This is a genomic window from Streptomyces sp. NPDC057249 (assembly GCF_042669245.1).
In the GTDB taxonomy this organism is placed as follows: Bacteria; Actinomycetota; Actinomycetes; order Streptomycetales; family Streptomycetaceae; genus Streptomyces.
The window spans coordinates 249,152-267,952 of the sequence record NZ_JBHUXS010000006.1 but is presented as its reverse complement, the minus strand read 5'-3'; the positions used below and the strand labels follow the sequence as shown (position 1 = coordinate 267,952).

The 18,801-nt window shown below is 74.7% G+C and carries 20 protein-coding genes; 12 read left to right on the top strand and 8 right to left on the bottom strand.

Annotation, left to right across the window (positions count from 1 at the left end; genetic code table 11):
• The gene (locus ACFUJY_RS14045; protein ID WP_383298453.1) at positions 1-633 is read right to left on the bottom strand and encodes a TIGR03085 family metal-binding protein; all 633 of its coding nucleotides are present in this window, start codon (positions 631-633) and stop codon (positions 1-3) included.
• An 84-nt stretch (positions 634-717) separates the two neighbouring features.
• On the opposite strand from ACFUJY_RS14045, the gene hisI reads away from it, so the two are divergent.
• From hisI to lgt, 11 genes are all read left to right on the top strand, one after another.
• Entirely contained in the window at positions 718-1,101 is a 384-nt protein-coding gene (hisI, locus tag ACFUJY_RS14040; RefSeq protein WP_383298451.1) for a phosphoribosyl-AMP cyclohydrolase, read from the top strand.
• 11 nt (positions 1,102-1,112) lie between these two features.
• The gene (locus ACFUJY_RS14035) at positions 1,113-2,600 is read left to right on the top strand and encodes an anthranilate synthase component I (RefSeq protein ID WP_383298449.1); all 1,488 of its coding nucleotides are present in this window, start codon (positions 1,113-1,115) and stop codon (positions 2,598-2,600) included.
• 53 nt (positions 2,601-2,653) lie between these two features.
• Positions 2,654-3,310 (top strand): TIGR02234 family membrane protein, encoded by a 657-nt coding sequence (locus ACFUJY_RS14030; protein ID WP_383298447.1) that lies wholly within the window; start codon positions 2,654-2,656, stop codon positions 3,308-3,310.
• Positions 3,311-3,431: 121 nt separating this feature from the next.
• Complete coding sequence (locus ACFUJY_RS14025; RefSeq protein ID WP_383298445.1) at positions 3,432-3,680, top strand: HGxxPAAW family protein; 249 nt, start codon at positions 3,432-3,434, stop codon at positions 3,678-3,680.
• 77 nt (positions 3,681-3,757) lie between these two features.
• Positions 3,758-4,279 (top strand): DUF2752 domain-containing protein, encoded by a 522-nt coding sequence (locus ACFUJY_RS14020; protein WP_383298443.1) that lies wholly within the window; start codon positions 3,758-3,760, stop codon positions 4,277-4,279.
• Between the two features lie 127 nt (positions 4,280-4,406).
• Positions 4,407-5,216, top strand: a complete 810-nt coding sequence (gene trpC / locus ACFUJY_RS14015; protein ID WP_383298441.1) for an indole-3-glycerol phosphate synthase TrpC — start codon at positions 4,407-4,409, stop codon at positions 5,214-5,216.
• Positions 5,217-5,247: 31 nt separating this feature from the next.
• Positions 5,248-5,388: a tryptophan biosynthesis modulator TrpM gene (trpM, locus tag ACFUJY_RS14010; protein ID WP_383298644.1), complete on the top strand. Its 141-nt coding sequence runs from the start codon at positions 5,248-5,250 to the stop codon at positions 5,386-5,388.
• Positions 5,389-5,506: 118 nt separating this feature from the next.
• On the top strand, positions 5,507-6,793 hold the full coding sequence (gene trpB, locus ACFUJY_RS14005; protein WP_383298439.1) for a tryptophan synthase subunit beta: 1,287 nt from the start codon (positions 5,507-5,509) through the stop codon (positions 6,791-6,793).
• A complete protein-coding gene (gene trpA, locus ACFUJY_RS14000) occupies positions 6,790-7,602 on the top strand; it encodes a tryptophan synthase subunit alpha (protein WP_383298437.1) in 813 nt (270 codons plus the stop codon). Before trpB ends, trpA begins: the two co-directional genes overlap by 4 nt.
• A 75-nt stretch (positions 7,603-7,677) precedes the next feature.
• Positions 7,678-8,496, top strand: a complete 819-nt coding sequence (locus ACFUJY_RS13995; protein WP_383298435.1) for a thioredoxin domain-containing protein — start codon at positions 7,678-7,680, stop codon at positions 8,494-8,496.
• A gap of 117 nt (positions 8,497-8,613) precedes the next feature.
• Positions 8,614-9,612, top strand: coding sequence for a prolipoprotein diacylglyceryl transferase (gene lgt / locus ACFUJY_RS13990; protein ID WP_383298433.1), 999 nt, complete (start codon positions 8,614-8,616; stop codon positions 9,610-9,612).
• A 213-nt stretch (positions 9,613-9,825) separates the two neighbouring features.
• Here the strand turns inward: lgt and ACFUJY_RS13985 are convergent, their stop codons facing one another.
• The 7 genes from ACFUJY_RS13985 to ACFUJY_RS13955 are packed head-to-tail and all read right to left on the bottom strand — an operon-like array spanning position 9,826 to position 17,684.
• Positions 9,826-10,638: an HpcH/HpaI aldolase/citrate lyase family protein gene (locus ACFUJY_RS13985; RefSeq protein WP_383298431.1), complete on the bottom strand. Its 813-nt coding sequence runs from the start codon at positions 10,636-10,638 to the stop codon at positions 9,826-9,828.
• The gene (locus tag ACFUJY_RS13980; RefSeq protein WP_383298429.1) at positions 10,635-11,834 is read right to left on the bottom strand and encodes a CaiB/BaiF CoA transferase family protein; all 1,200 of its coding nucleotides are present in this window, start codon (positions 11,832-11,834) and stop codon (positions 10,635-10,637) included. The genes ACFUJY_RS13985 and ACFUJY_RS13980 overlap by 4 nt, the downstream gene beginning before the upstream one ends.
• The gene (gene rbsK / locus ACFUJY_RS13975; RefSeq protein ID WP_383298427.1) at positions 11,831-12,715 is read right to left on the bottom strand and encodes a ribokinase; all 885 of its coding nucleotides are present in this window, start codon (positions 12,713-12,715) and stop codon (positions 11,831-11,833) included. Before rbsK ends, ACFUJY_RS13980 begins: the two co-directional genes overlap by 4 nt.
• Positions 12,712-14,091 (bottom strand): ADP-ribosylglycohydrolase family protein, encoded by a 1,380-nt coding sequence (locus ACFUJY_RS13970; protein WP_383298425.1) that lies wholly within the window; start codon positions 14,089-14,091, stop codon positions 12,712-12,714. The genes rbsK and ACFUJY_RS13970 overlap by 4 nt, the downstream gene beginning before the upstream one ends.
• Positions 14,088-15,308 (bottom strand): ADP-ribosylglycohydrolase family protein, encoded by a 1,221-nt coding sequence (locus ACFUJY_RS13965; RefSeq protein WP_383298423.1) that lies wholly within the window; start codon positions 15,306-15,308, stop codon positions 14,088-14,090. The genes ACFUJY_RS13970 and ACFUJY_RS13965 overlap by 4 nt, the downstream gene beginning before the upstream one ends.
• Positions 15,217-16,482 (bottom strand): ADP-ribosylglycohydrolase family protein, encoded by a 1,266-nt coding sequence (locus ACFUJY_RS13960; protein ID WP_383298421.1) that lies wholly within the window; start codon positions 16,480-16,482, stop codon positions 15,217-15,219. The genes ACFUJY_RS13965 and ACFUJY_RS13960 overlap by 92 nt, the downstream gene beginning before the upstream one ends.
• Positions 16,479-17,684: an ADP-ribosylglycohydrolase family protein gene (locus ACFUJY_RS13955; RefSeq protein WP_383298419.1), complete on the bottom strand. Its 1,206-nt coding sequence runs from the start codon at positions 17,682-17,684 to the stop codon at positions 16,479-16,481. Before ACFUJY_RS13955 ends, ACFUJY_RS13960 begins: the two co-directional genes overlap by 4 nt.
• Positions 17,685-17,965: 281 nt before the next feature.
• Between ACFUJY_RS13955 and ACFUJY_RS13950 the strand changes: the two genes are divergently transcribed.
• Positions 17,966-18,700, top strand: a complete 735-nt coding sequence (locus ACFUJY_RS13950) for a VIT1/CCC1 transporter family protein (RefSeq protein WP_383298417.1) — start codon at positions 17,966-17,968, stop codon at positions 18,698-18,700.
• The last annotated feature ends 101 nt before the right edge of the window (positions 18,701-18,801 follow it).

Here is an 18,801-nt window from a genome sequence, read left to right as displayed (position 1 = left end):
CTACATCCCCAGCTTCGCCGTCGTCACCCGGCCGATCGCCTCCGGCTCGCCCTCCAGCTCCACCCGCGCCGCGTCCTGACGCCCGAACGCGAACAGCAGCAGCTCGCCCGGCTCACCGGTCACCGTCACCACCGGCGTCCCCCGGTGCGCCACCGCCGTCTGCCCGTCCGGGCGGCGCAGCACCAGGCCCACCGGCGCCTTCCGGCCCAGCATCCGCGCCGCCTTCTCCGTACGCGCCCACAGCACGTCCGCGAAGACCGGGTCCAGCTCACGCGGCGTCCAGTCGGGCTGCGCCCGGCGCACGTCCTCCGTGTGGATGTAGAACTCCACCGTGTTCGCCGCCTCGTCCAGCTGCTTCAGGCCGAACGGGGACATCCGGGGCGGCCCGGTCCGGATGAGCTGGATCAGCTCCTCGTACGGCTTCTCGGTGAACTCGGCCATGACCCGGTCCCGGCGGCTCTTCAGCGGCCCGATGACGATTCCGGCCGCCGCGTCCGGCCGCCGCTCCCGCACCACCACATGGGCCGCGAGATCACGGGCCGTCCAGCCCTGGCACAGGGTCGCGGCCTGGGGACCCGCCGCCTCCAACAGGTCGGCGAGCAGAAGTCGTTCGCGCTTCGCATGGGTCGACATGCCCGCCAGCGTACGACCGCCGTCCCCCGTCCGCCCAGTGGACGCCCGCCCGGACACCCCGCGCGCCCACGGCACAATGGGCCCATGAGCAGCACGCCCCAGCCCGGCACCCCCCGGACCGCCAGCGCCCTCGACCCCGCCATCGCCGCCCGCCTGAAGCGCGGCGCCGACGGACTGGTCCCGGCCGTCGCCCAGCAGTACGACACCGGCGAGGTACTGATGCTGGGCTGGATGGACGACGAGGCGCTGCACCGCACCCTCACCACCGGCCGCTGCACCTACTGGTCCCGCAGCCGCCAGGAGTACTGGGTCAAGGGCGACACCTCGGGCCACATCCAGCTCGTCAAGTCCGTCGCCCTGGACTGCGACGCCGACACCGTCCTCGTCAAGGTCGACCAGACCGGCGCCGCCTGCCACACCGGCGACCGCACCTGCTTCGACGCCGACGTCCTCTTCCCAGCGCAGTAGGGTCTGCCGCCATGGACCTCGACACCTTCCGCAAGCTGGCCGTCGACCGGCGCGTCATCCCCGTCACCCGCCGCCTCCTCGCGGACGGCGACACCCCCGTCGGGCTCTACCGCAAGCTGGCGGGCGAGCGCACCGGCACCTTCCTCCTGGAATCCGCGGAGAACGGCCGCACCTGGTCGCGCTACTCCTTCATCGGCGTGCGCAGCGCCGCCACGCTGACCACCCGCGACGGCGAGGCGCACTGGCTCGGCACCCCGCCGGTCGGCGTCCCCGCCGACGGCGACCCGCTGCACGCCCTGCGCGCCACCATCGAGGCCCTGCACACCCCGCACGACCGGGAGTCCGGCCTGCCGCCCTTCACCGGCGGCATGGTCGGCTACCTCGGCTACGACATCGTGCGCCGCCTGGAGAAGATCGGCGAGAGCGGCGGCGACGACCTCCAGCTCCCCGAGCTGACCATGCTGCTCACCTCCGACCTCGCGGTCCTCGACCACTGGGACGGCAGCGTCCTGCTCATCGCCAACGCCATCAACCACAACGACCTGGCCACCGGCGTGGACGAGGCGTACGCCGACGCCGTCGCCCGGCTCGACGCCATGGAACGCGACCTGCGCCGCCCGGTCGAGAACGCCCCCGCCGCCCTGCCGCCCTCCGAGCTGCCCCCGTACACCGCGCTCTGGGGCGGCCGGGCCTACCAGGACGCCGTCGAGGACGTGAAGGAGCGCATCCGGGCCGGCGAAGCCTTCCAGGTGGTGCCCTCCCAGCGCTTCGAGACCCCCTGCACGGCGAGCGCGCTCGACGTCTACCGGGTGCTGCGCGCCACCAACCCCTCGCCGTACATGTACCTCTTCCGGTTCGACGGCTTCGACGTCGCCGGGTCCAGCCCCGAGGCCCTGGTCAAGGTCGAGGACGGCCGCGCCATGGTCCACCCCATCGCCGGGACCCGGCACCGCGGCGCCACCCCGCAGGAGGACCAGGCCCTCGCCGACGAACTCCTCGCCGATCCCAAGGAGCGCGCCGAGCACCTGATGCTCGTCGACCTCGGCCGCAACGACCTGGGCCGGGTCTGCGAACCGGGCAGCGTCGAGGTGGTCGACTTCATGTCCATCGAGCGCTACTCGCACGTGATGCACATCGTCTCCACCGTCACCGGCAAGGTCGCGGAGGGCCGCACCGCGTTCGACGTGCTCACCGCCTGCTTCCCGGCCGGCACCCTCTCCGGCGCCCCCAAGCCCCGCGCCCTCCAGATCATCGAGGAACTGGAACCCACCCGCCGGGGCCTGTACGGGGGCTGTGTCGGCTACCTCGACTTCGCCGGGGACTCCGACACCGCCATCGCCATCCGCACCGCCCTGCTCCGCGACGGCACCGCGTACGTCCAGGCCGGCGCGGGCGTCGTCGCCGACTCCGACCCGGTCGCCGAGGACACCGAGTGCCGCAACAAGGCGGCGGCCGTCCTCCGCGCCGTCCACACCGCCAACCGCCTCGGCGGCGCCTGAGCGGTGCGCCCGCGCCAGGGGCGCGGTGGGGCGTTCCGGGCCGGTGAGGGATAGTGGAGTACGTGAGTGCCGTCCCCGTACCCCAGCCCCGTGCCGAAGCCACCGCCGCGCCCGACAGCGCGGGGAGCCGCCGCACCCTGGCCGCCGGCCTGCTCCTCGGGGCGGCCGGCGCGACCGTCGTCCTGCTCGCCTCCGGGCAGACCTGGGCCGAGGGCAAGGCCCCGGTCGGCGGCGGCACCCTGCCGCTGAGCGCCGACGGGCAGGACGTCACCGGACTCCCCGCCGCCCTCGCCATCGTCGGCCTGGCCGCCCTCGTCGCCGTCTTCGCCGTACGCGGCGCCGGCCGGCGCGTGGTCGCCGGACTCCTCGCGCTCAGCGGACTCGGCGCCGCGCTCAGCGCCTTCCTCGGCGCGTCCGACAGCGGGGCGCTGGACGAGAAGGCGGCGCAGACCAGCGGCGACAGCGCCGCCACCATCACGGCCCTCAGCCACACCGCCTGGCCGTACGTCACGGCCGTCGGCGGCCTGCTGATCCTGCTCGCCGGGCTGCTCGCCCTGCGCTACGGCAACCGGTGGCCCACGATGTCCGGACGCTACGAGCGCGACGGCACCCCCCGCCCCCGCAAGGCCCCGCGCCCGCTCGACCCCGACCGGCCCGAGGATCTGTGGAAGGCCCTGGACCGCGGCGAGGACCCGACGCGCGAGGCATGACCCCCAGCTCACGTCCTACCCGCGCGTACGGGACAATGACCGTGAGCTGGCACAGCGGCACGGGCCGTGGGCACAGCGACCCGAGCGATTCCAACAGCGCAACACCAACGAGGAGCAACTCATGGCGGGCAGCAGCCACGGACACACCCCGGCCGCCTGGACCGGTGTCATCATCGCCTTCATCGGCTTCTGCGTCGCGGGCGTCTTCATGGTCGCGGCCAACCCGGCCGGCTTCTGGGCCGGCATGGGCGTCGTCCTGCTCGGTGGTGTCGTCGGCCTCGCGATGAAGGCCGCGGGCCTCGGCATGCCGAAGGAGTCGGCCGAGCTGACCGCCGCCCGCGCGCGCGCCGGCCAGGCGCAGACCTCCTGACCCCCGCACCGCGTACGCCGGAGAGGCGCGGCCCGGACCGGGCTGCGCCTTTCCGCGTCAGCGGCGACAATCACCGGGTGGACGCAACGCCAACCCCCGCCGCCGCCTCTCCGGCCCCGGACCCCGCCCCGGTCCCGGCCCCGGGGCCGCCGCCCTTCGCCCCCGTGCGGACCCCCCTCTTCCCGACGGCCCCCGCCGGCGCCTCGCGGCTGCGGCGGATCGCCGTCCCGGTGGGCGTGCTCGCCGCCGTCGTCGGCGCCTTCGGGTACGTCGCCACCGTCGACCCGAACCAGCCCGGCCACTACCCGGTCTGCCCGCTGCTGCGGTTCACCGGCGTCTACTGCCCCGGCTGCGGCGGCCTCCGCAGCGCGCACGCCTTCGCCCACGGCGACCTGGCCGCCGCCTTCGGCGCCAACGCCCTCGCCGTGGCCGGCTACGCGGTCTTCGCCGCGCTGTGGACCGTATGGCTGATCCGCGAGGCCCGCGGAAGGCCCCTGCGGATCGCGCCGCGGCCGGTGCACTGGTGGGCGATCGGCGCCGTGCTGCTGCTCTTCACGGTCATCCGGAACCTTCCCTTCGGCTCCGCGCTCGCCCCGTGAAGTCCCAGGTAGTGGGACAGCGGGCGGCCGGATGCGGGCCCAGCGCCCTCCTGCGGATAACATCGGAGTGGCTGATCCTGTGGCCTGCTACGTTTTTTTGTCACCGTTCCGGAAGGGGGCCGCTCGCGTGAGTGTGCTCGACGAGATCATCGACGGCGTACGCGCCGACCTCGCGGAGCGGCAGGCGCGCGTCAGCCTCGACGAGCTCAAGGAACGCGCTGCCCGGGCCCCCCGCGCCAAGGACGGCGTCGCCGCCCTGCGCGGCGAGGGCGTGAACGTCATCTGCGAGGTCAAGCGCTCCAGCCCCTCCAAGGGCGCGCTGGCCGCCATCGCCGACCCGGCCGCGCTCGCCGCGGACTACGAGGCCGGCGGGGCCTCCGTCATCTCGGTCCTCACTGAGGAGCGCCGCTTCGGCGGTTCCCTGGCGGACCTGGAGGCCGTCCGCGCCAAGGTCGACGTCCCGATCCTCCGCAAGGACTTCATCGTCACCTCGTACCAGCTGTGGGAGGCGCGCGCGTACGGCGCCGACCTCGTGCTGCTGATCGTCGCCGCCCTCGAACAGGAGGCCCTGGTCTCCCTGATCGAGCGCGCCGAGTCCATCGGCCTCACGCCGCTGGTCGAGGCGCACGACGAGGAGGAGGCCGACCGCGCGGTGGAGGCCGGGGCCCGGGTCATCGGCGTCAACGCGCGCAACCTCAAGGACCTCAAGGTCGACCGCTCCACCTTCGAGCGCGTCGCCCCCGAGATCCCCGACCACATCGTCAAGGTCGCCGAGTCCGGCGTCCGCGGCCCGCACGACCTGATCGCCTACGCCAACGCCGGCGCCGACGCCGTGCTGGTCGGCGAGTCCCTGGTGACCGGCCGCGACCCGCGGACCGCCGTCGCCGACCTCGTCGCCGCCGGCGCCCACCCGGCGCTGCGCCACGGACGGGGCTGACCCGCCCGTGGCCCTCCCGCCCCCCGAGCCGATGCGCTGCGCGCTGCCCTCGTGGCACCGCGGCTGCCGGGCGCCCGCGCGCCGGGTGCACGGCCGGCGGGTGCGGTACGTGATCGGCGCCGAGCCCGGTCAGGTCAATGGCATGCGATGGCGCGGGACGCGCGCGCTGTAGAGCGAGCCCGGCCGCCGTCCCGCGTGTCCGAAACCGCCCCGGTCCAGGACCGGGGCGGCGCTCCGCTCACGGCGCAGACGGTGCCATCACCCCTGTGACGACGAGGAGCACGTTCCGCATGTCTTCCGACTTCTTCATCCCGGACCCGGAGGGTCTGATCCCCAGCGCCGAGGGCTACTTCGGCGCGTACGGCGGCAAGTTCATCCCGGAGGCGCTGGTCGCCGCCGTGGACGAGGTCGCCGTCGAGTACGAGAAGGCCAAGGCCGACCCCGCGTTCGCCGCCGAGCTCGGCGAGCTGATGGTCCACTACACCGGACGGCCCAGCGCCCTCACCGAGGTGCCCCGCTTCGCCGAGCACGCCGGGGGCGCCCGCGTCTTCCTCAAGCGCGAGGACCTGAACCACACCGGCTCGCACAAGATCAACAACGTGCTGGGGCAGGCGCTGCTGACCCGGCGCATGGGCAAGACCCGCGTCATCGCCGAGACCGGCGCCGGCCAGCACGGCGTCGCCACCGCGACCGCCTGCGCCCTCTTCGGCCTCGACTGCACCATCTACATGGGCGAGATCGACACCCAGCGGCAGGCGCTCAACGTGGCGCGGATGCGGATGCTGGGCGCCGAGGTCATCGCCGTGAAGTCCGGCTCCCGCACCCTCAAGGACGCCATCAACGAGGCGTTCCGCGACTGGGTCGCCAACGTGGACCGCACCCACTACCTCTTCGGCACGGTCGCCGGACCGCACCCCTTCCCGGCGATGGTCCGCGACTTCCACCGCGTCATCGGCGTGGAGGCCAGACGGCAGATCCTGGAGCGGGCCGGCCGGCTGCCGGACGCGGCCGTGGCCTGCGTCGGCGGCGGCTCCAACGCCATCGGCCTCTTCCACGCCTTCGTGCCCGACCCGGACGTCCGCCTGATCGGCTGCGAGCCCGCGGGCCACGGCGTCGAGACCGGCGAGCACGCGGCGACCCTGACCGCGGGCGAGCCCGGCATCCTGCACGGCTCGCGCAGCTACGTCCTCCAGGACGACGAGGGCCAGATCACCGAGCCGTACTCGATCTCGGCCGGCCTGGACTACCCGGGCATCGGCCCCGAGCACGCCTACCTCAAGGACGTGGGCCGGGGCGAGTACCGCGCCGTCACCGACGACGCGGCCATGCAGGCGCTGCGGCTGCTCTCCCGCACCGAGGGCATCATCCCGGCCATCGAGAGCGCGCACGCGCTGGCCGGGGCCCTGGAGGTCGGCAAGGAGCTGGGCAAGGACGGGCTGATCCTGGTCAACCTGTCCGGGCGCGGCGACAAGGACATGGACACGGCGGCCCGCTACTTCGGGCTGTACGACACCGACGCGGCCGTCGAGGCGGACGGCGGCAGCGGTGACGCGGAGATCGAGGGGGACGCGCTGTGAGCGGCAACGTCGAACTGCTGAACACCACGCTCGCCGCCACGCGGGCCGAGGACCGGGCCGCGCTCATCGCGTACCTGCCGGCCGGCTTCCCGACCGTCGACGGCGGCATCGAGGCCGTCAAGGCCGCCGTGGCGGGCGGCGCCGACGTCATCGAGGTGGGACTGCCGCACAGCGACCCGGTGCTCGACGGCCCGGTCATCCAGACCGCCGACGACATCGCGCTGCGCGGCGGCGTGCGCATCGCCGACGTGATGCGCACCGTCCGCGAGGCCCACGAGGCCACCGGGGCGCCGATCCTGATCATGACGTACTGGAACCCGATCGACCGGTACGGCGTCGAGCGGTTCACGGCCGAGCTGGCCGAGGCGGGCGGCGCCGGGTGCATCCTGCCCGACCTGCCGGTCCAGGAGTCCGCGCTGTGGCGCGAGCACGCGGGGCGGCACGGCCTGGCCACCGTCTTCGTCGTCGCGCCCAGCAGCAAGGACGAGCGGATCGCCACCATCACCGAAGCGGGCTCCGGCTTCGTCTACGCCGCGTCCCTGATGGGCGTCACCGGCACCCGCGCCTCGGTGGGCGCGCAGGCCCAGGACCTGGTCCGGCGGACCCGCGCCACCACCGAGCTGCCGGTCTGCGTCGGCCTCGGCGTGTCCGACGCCGCCCAGGCCGCGGAGGTCGCCGGCTTCGCGGACGGCGTCATCGTCGGCACGGCCTTCGTCAAGTGCATGCTGGACGCCCCCGACGAGGCGGCCGGGCTCGCGGCCGTCCGTTCGCTGGCGGCCGAGCTTGCCGAAGGTGTTCGAAAGCGCTGACACCCGGGGTAACCCGAACGGGTGGACCTCGGCCCGGGGAGGCACGCGAGTGCCTCCCCGGGTCGTTTGCGCGGTGTGAGCGAGAAGAACGAACAGGGTAAGAGGGCCGCGCGAGACCGGCTGATCCAGCAGCGCGAGCAGGCGAAGGCGCGCGACCGCCGGCGCCGCACGCTGATCGTGTCCACGGCCGTGGTGGGGGTGCTGGGCCTGGCCGCGGTCGTCGGTGTGATCGCGGCGAACACCGACGGCAAGAGCGACAAGTCCAAGGCGTCCGGGCCGGCCGTCGCCCCGTCCGGGGCGACCGGCAAGGACGCCCTGGCCATCCGGGTCGGCGCGGACGACGCCCCGTCCACCCTCACCATCTGGGAGGACTTCCGCTGCCCGGTCTGCGCCCAGTTCGAGAACGCGTTCCGCGACACGATCCACGAGATGGAGCGCGACGGCCAGATCAAGGTCGACTACCACCTCGCCACGATCATCGACGGCAACATGGGCGGCAGCGGCTCCCTCAAGGCGGCCAACGCGGCCGCCTGCGCGCAGGACGCCGGCAAGTTCTCCGCGTACCACGACGTGCTGTACAGCAACCAGCCGGCGGAGACCGACGACGCCTTCGGGGACAACGACAAGCTGATCGAGCTGGCCAAGAAGGTCCCCGGACTGGACACGCCGGAATTCCGCGGCTGCGTCGAGGACGGCAAGCACGACGCGTGGGTGGAGAAGTCCAACCAGGCGTTCCGGGAAGGCGGCTTCCAGGGCACGCCGACGGCCCTGCTCAACGGGGAGTCGATCTTCCCGAAGAAGGGCGACGAGGCGATCACCGTGGCCAACCTGAAGAAGTGGGTCGCCGAGGCCAACAAGGGCAAGAAACCGGCCACCGCCACGGCGACGCCGTAAGGCGCGGCGGACGGTGTCCATGGGGCCGGCCGGGGGAATCGGCGGCCCGCTCGTTACCCAGACGTTGCCGGGCGGGTTGTCCTACCTCCCGCCCGGCAGGGTAGCGTCGATGCTGCCATGAACCTTGCCTACATTCCCAGCCCGTCGACCGGCGTGATCGATCTCGGACCGATCCCGCTCCGCGGCTACGCGTTCTGCATCATCATCGGTGTCTTCGTCGCCGTCTGGTTCGGCAACAAGCGCTGGGTCGCCCGAGGAGGTACCACCGGCACCGTTGCCGACATCGCCGTCTGGGCCGTGCCCTTCGGGCTTGTCGGTGGCCGGCTCTACCACGTGATCACCGACTACCAGCTGTACTTCAGCGACGGTGAGAACTGGGTCGACGCCTTCAAGATCTGGCAGGGCGGCCTCGGGATCTGGGGTGCGATCGCGCTCGGCGCGGTCGGTGCCTGGATCGGCTGCCGCCGCCGCGGAATCCCGCTGCCCGCCTGGGCCGACGCCCTGGCCCCCGGCATCGCCCTCGCCCAGGCGTGCGGCCGCTGGGGCAACTGGTTCAACCAGGAGCTGTACGGCAGGGCGACCGACGTCCCGTGGGCGCTGAAGATCAGCGAGGGTCCGAACCGGGTCGCTGGCACCTACCACCCGACGTTCCTGTACGAGTCGCTGTGGTGCGTCGGCGTCGCCCTCCTGGTGGTCTGGGCCGACCGCCGCTTCAAGCTCGGGCACGGACGGGCGTTCGCCCTGTATGTCGCCGCGTACTGCGCGGGGCGCGCGTGGATCGAGTACATGCGCGTGGACGAGGCGCACCACATCCTGGGCCTGCGGCTCAACGTGTGGACCGCGCTGATCGTGTTCGTGCTGGCGGTGGCGTACATCGTGATCTCGGCGAAGGTGCGGCCGGGCCGCGAGGAGACCGTGGAGCCGGGGGCGCCGGAGGCGCCGGAATCCTCGGACACGGCGGACGGGACCGACGCGGACGAGCCGGAGGCCGCGGAGGCCGACGCCGACGCGGACACCGATGCGAAGCCGGTCGCCGATGCGAAGGCGGACGACGACGCGGACGCGGACGCGGACGCGCCGAAGGCGGACGGTACGGCGGAAGCCGCGAAGGGCTGACGCCGCGCAAGCTGAGTGAGGGGCCGCCGAGGCATTCGGCGCCCCCTTCGCCGTCGCGGGGGTGTCCTCAATCGCCGGACGGGCTCGGTTTTGCCGCTCGCCGTTGAATCGGCTCCGCCGGACGGGTCTGATGCGGCCGGGCTCGATGTGGCGTGCGGCGGAAATCCAGCCCGTCCGGCGATTGAGGACAAGGCGGTCAGGCGGAACGCCAGGTCACCGCTTCCGCTGGGCCAGCGCCAGCGTCCGCCGCGCCTGCGCAACCACCGCCGCGTCCACGAAACGGCCGTCCGGGAGGGCCTGGGCCCCCGCCTGGTCACGGGCCGCCTCCACGATCTCCCAGGCCGCTTCGACCTCCTGCGGCGTCGGGTGGAACGCGCGCTCGATCACCGGGAGCTGGCGGGGGTGGATCGCCGCCCGGCCCAGGAAGCCCAGGGCCCGCCCGCGGACGCAGGAGGACCAGAGGCCGTCCAGGTCGCGGACGTCCGCGAACACCGACTGCGCGGGCGGCGCCAGGCCCGCCGCCCGGGCGGCGACCACCACCCGGCTGCGCGACCAGTCGAGCCCCGCGTCCTCCCGTACGCCCAGATCCGCGCGGAGGTCCGCCTCGCCCAGGGCGACAGCCCGGACCTGGGGGTGCGCGGAGGCCACCGAGTACGCGTGCTCGATGCCGAGGGCCGACTCCAGGAGCGGGCACAGGGCCACCCCGGGGGCCAGCGCCGCGATGTGGTGCACGGACGCGGCGTGGGTGATCTTCGGCAGCCGCAGCCCGCCGAGCCCCGGCAGCCCGGCGAGCGCCAGCACGTCCGCCTCGTCGTTGACCCGGACGTGGACGGGCGGAGCCGCGGCGGACGGCGGGTCCGACAGCAGCTCCACCGTCGCGGCCCGCGCGTACTCCTTGCGGTCCGGGGCGACCGCGTCCTCCAGGTCCACGATCACCACGTCCGCCCCCGAACCGGCCGCCTTGCGCACGACGTCCGGCCGGTCGCCCGGCACGTACAGCAAGGTGAGGGGGGCATCCGCGCTCACAGCACCCGCTCCGCCCGCAGCGCCGAGATCTCGGACCCGCTCAGCCCCAGCTCGGTCAGGATCTCCTCGGTGTCGGCCCCGTGCGGACGGCCCGTCCAGCGGATCGCGCCCGGGGTCCGGGAGAGCCGGAAGAGGACGTTCTGCATCCGCAGCGGGCCCAGCTCCGGATCGTCCACCTCGGTGACCGAGTCGAGCGCCCGGTACTGCGGGTCCTCCATCACGTCCCGCACGTCGTGGATGGGGGCGATGGCGGCCTCTGCCTTCTCGAACGCGGACAGGGCCTCCTCCCGGCTGTGCCGGGCGATCCAGTGGCCCACCGCCTCGTCCAGCTCGTCGCTGTGCTCGGCGCGGGTGGCGCCCGTGGCGAACCACGGCTCCTCGATCAGGTCCGCCCGCCCCACCAGCCGCATCACCCGCTCCGCGACGGACTGCGCGGAGGTGGAGACGGCCACCCACTGCCCGTCCGAGGTGCGGTAGGTGTTGCGCGGGGCGTTGTTGCGCGACCGGTTCCCGGTGCGCGGCTGTACGTAACCGAGCTGGTCGTACCAGAGCGGCTGCGGGCCGAGCACGGTCAGGATCGGCTCGATGATCGCCATGTCGACCACCTGCCCCTCGCCGGTCCGGTCCCGGCCCGCCAGGGCGGCCATCACCGCGTACGCCGTGGCGAGCGCGGCGATCGAGTCGGCCAGGCCGAACGGCGGCAGCGTCGGCGGTCCGTCCGGCTCCCCGGTGATCGCCGCGAAGCCGCTCATCGCCTCGGCCAGCGTCCCGAAGCCGGGCCGGTGGGAGTAGGGGCCGAACTGGCCGAAGCCCGTGACGCGCACCAGGACCAGGCGCGGGTTGACCGCGTGCAGCTCATCGGGCCCGAGGCCCCACCGCTCCAGCGTGCCCGGCCGGAAGTTCTCGATGATCACGTCGGTGCCGGCGGCGAGCCGCAGCAGCACGTTCCGGCCCTCCGGCGCGGAGAGGTCGAGCGTCAGATTGCGCTTGTTGCGGCCGAGGAGCTTCCACCACAGGCCCACGCCGTCCTTCGCGGGCCCGTGGCCCCGGGAGGGGTCGGGGCGTACCGGGTGCTCGACCTTGATCACCTCGGCGCCGAAGTCGCCCAGCATCGTCGCGCAGAGCGGGCCCGCGAAGAGCGTGGCGAGATCGACGACCCGCAGTCCGGTGAGCGGCGGCGCCGCGGGGGCGCTCACGCGCCGTCGATTTCGCTGCGGTACGGCATGGAGACCGAGGCGCCCGGTTTCTGCACGCAGAGCGCGGCGGCGGCCGAGGCCCAGGCGATGGCCTGCGGCACCGGGCGCCCCTCGCCGAGCGCCACGGCCAGGGTGCCGACGAAGGTGTCCCCGGCGCCGGTGGTGTCGACGGCGGTGACGTCCGGGGCCGGGAAGTGGATGGTGCGGCTGCCCCGGGCCGCGTACAGGCTGCCCTTCGAACCGAGCGTGATGAGCACCGCGGGGACCTGGCCGAGCAGGATCTCCGCCGCCGCGTGCGGGTCGTCGTAGCCGGACAGCTCGGCCGCCTCGTGCTCGTTGGGGACCAGCAGGTCGACGTGGTCGAGGAGTTCGGAGGGCAGCTCCTGCACGGGGGACGGGGTGAGCACGGTCCGTACGCCCTGGGCGTGACCGGCGCGGGCGCCCTCGATCACCGCGGACATCGGCAGCTCCAGCTGGAGCAGCAGCAGATCCGCCTCGGCGATGGCGGCCACCTCGCCCGGACCGAGCGCGGTCATGGTGCCGTTGGCGCCGGGGATGACCACGATCGCGTTGGAGCCCTTGGCGTCGACCACGATGTGCGCGGTACCGCTGGGGCCCTCGGCGGTGTGCAGCAGGTCCGTGTCGACGCCGGAGTGCTCCAGGCTCTCCCGCATCCGCACGCCGTACTCGTCGTCGCCGACCGCGCCGATCATCAGCACGTCACCGCCCGCACGGGCGGCGGCGACGGCCTGGTTGGCGCCCTTGCCGCCGGGGATGGTGCGGAACTCCCGTCCGGTGACGGTCTGGCCGCGCTCCGGGGCCCGGTCGACGTAGGCCACCAGATCCATATTGGTGCTGCCGAGCACCGCGATTCTGGTCATGGGCGGAGTGCCTCCTCGTGGGTGAGCCGGTGGGTCAGGGCGGCCAGGGTGTCGAAGCCGGCCCCGTCGAAACCGGGGACGGACGTGGCGAGCCGGTTCTTCAGCGGGGCGGTCCACCGGTCGGGCAGCGCGTCCGCCCGCCCGGCCAGCAGTCCGGCGAGCGAACCGGCGGTCGCGCCGTTGGAGTCGGTGTCCCAGCCGCCGGACACCGCCTTGCAGATCGAACCGGTGAAGTCGCCGTCGGCGTGGGTGAGGGCGGCGGCCAGCAGAGCCGCGTTGGGCAGCACATGCACCCAGTGATACCTGCCGTACGCCGCGTGCAGCCGGTCCACGACCGTATCGAAGTCCCGGTCCCGGCGGGCGGCCGCGATGCCGTCGCGTACCGCAGCCGCGAACCGCGAGCGCGGCGGCACCACGCGCAGCCCGGTGGCCAGGCAGCCGTGCACGTCGGTCTCGCCGGTGGCCGCCTCCGCCAGCGCCGCCGCCGTGAACATCGCGCCGTAGACGCCGTTCCCGGTGTGGGTGAGGACCGCGTCGCGGTACGCCTGCTCCGCGGCCCCGGCCGGGTCGCCGGGCCGGGTCCAGCCGTGCGCGTCGGCCCGGATCTGCGCGCCGATCCACTCGCGGAACGGGTTGCGGTGGCGGGCGGTGTCCGGGGGCTCGATGCCGTCGAGGAGATTGCGGTACGCGACCCGCTCGGCGGTGAACGTACGCCCGGCCGGCAGTTCGTCCAGCCAGAGCCGGGCCAGGTCCGCGGTGGTGAACGAGGTGCCGTGCCGCTGGAGCAGCAGCAGGGTGAGCAGCGGGTGGTTGAGGTCGTCGTCCTCGGGCATGCCGTCGATGTTCTCGGCGAGCGAGGTGGGTGCGGAGCGTTGGTTCCACGGGTAGGCGGCGGCCAGCGGGGCGGGCAGGCCCCGGGCGGTGAACCAGCTGTTCAGCGGCCAGTTGCCGGTGGCCCGGGCCAGGGCGCGGATGCCTTCCAGCGGCAGCTTCTCGACCGGCTTGCCCAGCAGGCAGCCGGCGGCGCGGCCCAGCCAGGCGGCGTGCAGCCGCTCCCGGCCGGCCGGCCGGCCGCCCCGGGCGTGCGGCCACTGCGGGCAGGCGGCCCGGATCGCGTCCAGGCCGTCCGGCTCGTCACCGGCCAGCGGGGATTCCAGCAGGGCGAGTTCGTCGAGCAGCCGTTCCGCGACCGCGCGCAGCCCGGGCGGGGCGCCGGGGTCGGAGGCGCCGGCGCGCTCCGGGGCGGGGGAGCCGCCGGCCCCGTACCACCGGCGGGCGATGTCGCGTGCGTCGCGGCCGTCCTCGGCGGCCTGCCGCAGCTCGTGGCCCACCAGGTCCTCCGGCTGCACCCAGGTCACCCGGACCGCCGTGGTCACGGGGTGCCCGCCAGCGCGGCGAAGGCGGCCTCGTGGGCCCGGCGGCGTGCGGTGTCCCGCGCGAACACCTCGCGGGCCACCCCGGCCAGGGTCCGGGCGGGGGCGCGCAGGTCGAGGCGGCTGGCCTCGGCGACGGTGGCCGCCCAGTCGGCGGGGACGGCGCGCTCGCCGTGCAGCGCGCCGGCGAGCGCGCCGCTCATGGTGGCGATCGAGTCGCAGTCGCGGCCGTAGTTGACCGCGCCGAGCACCGACTGCCGGTAGTCCCCGCCGGCGGCCAGCAGCATGCCGAGGGCGACCGGCAGCTCCTCGATCGCGTGCAGCCGGGACGGGCGTCGGGCACCGAGCGAGGGCGCGCGGTAGTCGGGGCCCACGGTGTCGAAGGGGGCGACGGCCGCGCGCAGCGGGACGAGCGCCGACTCGACGTCCTGATGGCGGGAGGCCGTCTCGCAGACGGCCTCGATCGCCGCCCGGGTGCCGTCCTTGGCGAGCGACAGGCACGCCTCCACGACCGTGGCGGGCGTCGCTCCGGGCGCGCAGGCGGCGGCCACCCCGGCCGCGAAGACGCCGGCCGCCTCCCTCCCGTAACTCGACTGATGGGCCCCGGCGACGTCGATCGCCTCGGCGTACGCCGCCTGCGGATGGGCGGCGTTCACCAGGCCGACCGGGGCCATGTACATCGCCGCCCCGCAGTTGACGATGTTTCCGGAGCCCGCCTCGCGCGGGTCGACGTGGCCGTAGTGCAGCCGGGCGACGATCCACTTCTCCGCGAGGAAGACCCGCTGGAGCGGCAGCGCCTCGGCCTCCAGCTCGGGAATCCAGCGCGGTGCGCCGATCATCTCCGGTACGAGGTGGTCGGCGACCGCGTACGCGTCGAGATGGCCGCGCACCTTCCCGTACACCCGGACCAGCGCGTGCGTCATCAAGGTGTCGTCGGTGACGTGCCCGTCGCCCTTGTGGTACGGGGCGATCGGGCGGGCGGTCCGCCAGTCGTCGCCGTCCCAGGGGCCGACGATCCCGGTGATCCTGCCGCCGTGCCGGGCCGTGATCTGCTCCGGCGAGCGGCCCTCGACCGGGCCGCCCAGCGCGTCGCCGACGGCGGCGCCGACGAGGGCGCCGGCGATCCGGTCATCGAGCGTGGGCGCCCCGGGGGGCGTGGGCGTCGTGGCCGCCGTGGGGGAGGGGGACGTCGTGGGCGCCAGGGGCGCTGTGGAAGTCATGCCCGAATTGTCCACCCATGGGGGCCGGTTCCGTGTCTGCCAGCAGCCCGGCGAGTTCCAGCAGATCCGTGCCCGCGAACCGGGGCAGCGCGCAGCCGGCCAGCGTCCGGCAGGTCTCGCGCCAGCCGTCGGGCACGGAGCCGATGGACCCCAGCGCCCCGGTCAGCGCCCCGGCCAGGGCGGGCGCGGAGTCCGCGACCCGGGACAGGCAGGCCGCCGCGGGCACGGCCTGCGCGAGGTCGCCCCGGGACGCGGCGGTCAGCGCCAGGGCGACCGGTACGGTTTCGGCGGCGGCGATCCCGTAGCTGTAGACGTGGTCCACGATCTGGTGCTCCAGGACCGGGACGAGCGCGAACGCCCCGGCCCGTTCCCCGGCGAACTCCCGCGCGATCCGGACCGCGTGGGCCGCGTTGCGGGCGATCTCGGTGCCGTCGGGGAGCTGGGCCAGCGCGGCGTCCACGGCGGTGTCCACGTCCGCCCCGCCCAGCGCCGCGGCGCTCGCCGCGGCCATCGCCCGCGCCCCGTGCACCCCGTCGCCGTCCTGCGTGAAGCGCGCGTCGAACTCCGCGAGCTCCGCCGCCGCGTGCGGGTCGCCCGGGTGGACGACCGCCAGCACGGCCGCCCGTACGCACGCCGCGTCGTCGAAGTAGTGCGGGTTGTCGTGCCCGGTGGCGGGCGGGCGCAGCCCGGCGGCGAGGTTGCCGAGCCCGGCCCGCACCGAGATCCGGGCCCGCAGCGGCAGCACGGCCGCCTCCACCTCGGTCGCGCGCGCCGCGGCGGCGGCGACCTCGGCGGCGAGCGCGTTCCAGGCCCCGGCGACGGCGGCGCGCACAGGGGCGTCGCCCGGGACGGTACGGCCCGGCCCGGCGCCGTCCGCCGAGCCGGCCCGGACCCGCCCCGCCGCCGCCAGCACGGTGCCCGCCGCGAACGCCGCCCACTCGGCGTCGTCGGACGGCCCGAGCCGCAGCGGCTCGGGAGGCTGGTTGAGGGCGATGGGCACGGGGAGCGTGGTCGTCGCGTTCTGCTCGGCGAAGGTGTCCAGCTCGCGGGTCAGGCGCCGGGTCCACTCCGGCATCCGGGCCGCCCGGTGCCGGGCCGCGGGCCACCCGGCGGCGTCGCCCGCGGCCAGCCCGATGAGCAGCCCCTCGACGCGGGCGCGCCGGGCCGCGCTCACCGGGACACCGCCCCGGTGCCGATGCTCTGCCGCGACGCCCCGGCGGGGGCCCGGTCCGGTGGATCACCCGGGCACGCCGCCGCACCGCTCGCCGCCGGGTCCGCGTCCGCCGCCGGGGTGAGCGGGGGTTCGTCCGGGGCGGCCGACCCGGCGGCCCCCGCCACCAGCAGGTCCGCGATGCCCACCACGTGGTACCCGCGCATCGACGGCAGGCAGCTGCCGCGTACCGGGCCGATCGCGTCGGCCCAGAGGCGGGGGATCGCGGACGCGCCGTGCAGGGCGCCGGACAGGGCTCCCGCCACCGCGGCCGTCGTGTCGGCGTCGCGGCCCATGTTGACCGCCGTCAGCACCGCCGTACGGAAGTCGCCGCGGGCCGCCGCGAAGGCGCCGAAGGCCAGGCCGATCGCCTCCGGGGCCAGGTCCGTCCACGGGTAGCCGCCGACCACCACGGCCGAGCGGACCGCGCGTTCGCCGGTGAGGCGGTCGGGGTACGGGCGCTGCGCCGCCGTCACCGCGCGGCGCAGGGAGCGGGCCGTCCAGGAGTCCATCGGGACGACCGAGAGCGCGGCGGCGATCACCGAGGTGACCGAGGCGCCGGTCATCGCCGCGGCCACCCCGGCGGCCACCGCCTGGCCCCCGTAGATGCCCTCGCCCTCGTGGCTGACCCGGCCGTCGACCGCGACCAGCCGGGCCGCCTCGGCGGGGCGCCCGGCCGCGAAGACGCCGAAGGGCGCGGCCCGCATCGCCAGGCCGTCGCTCCAGGCGTGCCGGTGCTGGGCGGAGATCGGCGCGGCCAGGCCCCGGCGCAGGTTCTCCAGCGTGCCGCGCTCGCTGAAACCGGCGCCCCGGAACGGCCCCTCGTCCAGGTCGGCGATCCACAGCCGCCAGGCCCGCTCGACGTCGGTGACGGTGAGGTCCGAGCCGTGCCGGGCCAGCAGCAGCCCGGAGAAGATCGCGTACTCCGTGTCGTCGGTGCCCGCCGGGTCGTCGCTGACGAAGCCCTCGATCCGCCCCCAGCGGCGGCGGATCTCGGAGGGACGCATGTTCTCCGCCGGGGCGCCGAGCGCGTCGCCGACCGCGAGGCCGAGCAGCGCGCCCCTGGCCCGGTCGCGGGGCCCGCCCGGGGCCGGCTCGTCCGGAAGCCGTGCCTTCCGGGTGCCGCCCGCCCGCGGTGCCGTCGGATTTCCTGCGACCGTGTCCATCGCGTCGACCCTTCGCTCGTACCGAGCCAGTACTCGTGCCTGTGGGATTCGTTCCACGCCGAGCCGGAACGAAGGCCGGTTATCCACACAAAAGGGCCACTCGGATGAAACCTTCCGGACAGCAAGGCAAGCCGTACCTATCCGGTTACGCAGGGTGGTAAGTACGGCCTGCCTTGCTGGCAGGAGCGATTTTTCGTGCGTACTTTCGATGGTGTCGAGCGGGTGTGGGCGGGCAGGAGGCCCACCTCCGGAGAATCCGGACCAGGGGAGAGGGATAAGTCTTGGCCATCATCGAGACCGACGCGGTACTGCACGAGGCGCACCGGGACAACCACACCCACCGTGACGTCAACGGCGGCTGGCTGCGTCCCGCGGTCTTCGGTGCGATGGACGGGCTCGTCTCCAACCTGGCCCTCATGACCGGTGTCGCCGGCGGCGACGTCTCGCACCGCACCGTCGTCATCACCGGCCTCGCCGGACTGGCCGCCGGCGCCTTCTCCATGGCGGCCGGCGAGTACACCTCCGTGGCCTCCCAGCGCGAGCTGGTCGAGGCCGAGCTGGACGTCGAGCGGCGCGAGCTGCGCAAGCACCCGGTGGACGAGGAGCGGGAGCTCGCCGCGCTCTACGAGTCCCGGGGCGTCGAGCCCGCCCTCGCCCGCGAGGTCGCCCGCCAGCTCTCGCGCGACCCGGAGCAGGCCCTGGAGATCCACGCCCGCGAGGAGCTGGGCATCGACCCGGGCGACCTGCCGTCGCCCCTGGTGGCCGCCTTCTCCTCGTTCGGCGCCTTCGCCCTGGGGGCCCTGCTGCCCGTGCTGCCCTTCCTGCTGGGCGCCGACGCGCTGTGGCCGGCCGTGCTGCTGGCGCTCGCCGGACTGTTCGGCTGCGGCGCGGTGGTGGCCCGGGTGACCGCCCGCAGCTGGTGGTTCAGCGGACTGCGCCAGCTGGCGCTGGGCGCCGCCGCCGCCGCGATCACGTACGGCCTGGGCGCCCTGTTCGGCGTGGCGGTGGGCGGCTGACCCCGCCCGTTTCGTACGTGTGACGGGCCGGTTCTCGCAATCGGCCCGTCACGCGTACGCCATGCGTGTGACGTACGTCTTGGCCCGGGCCTCTGGGCGCG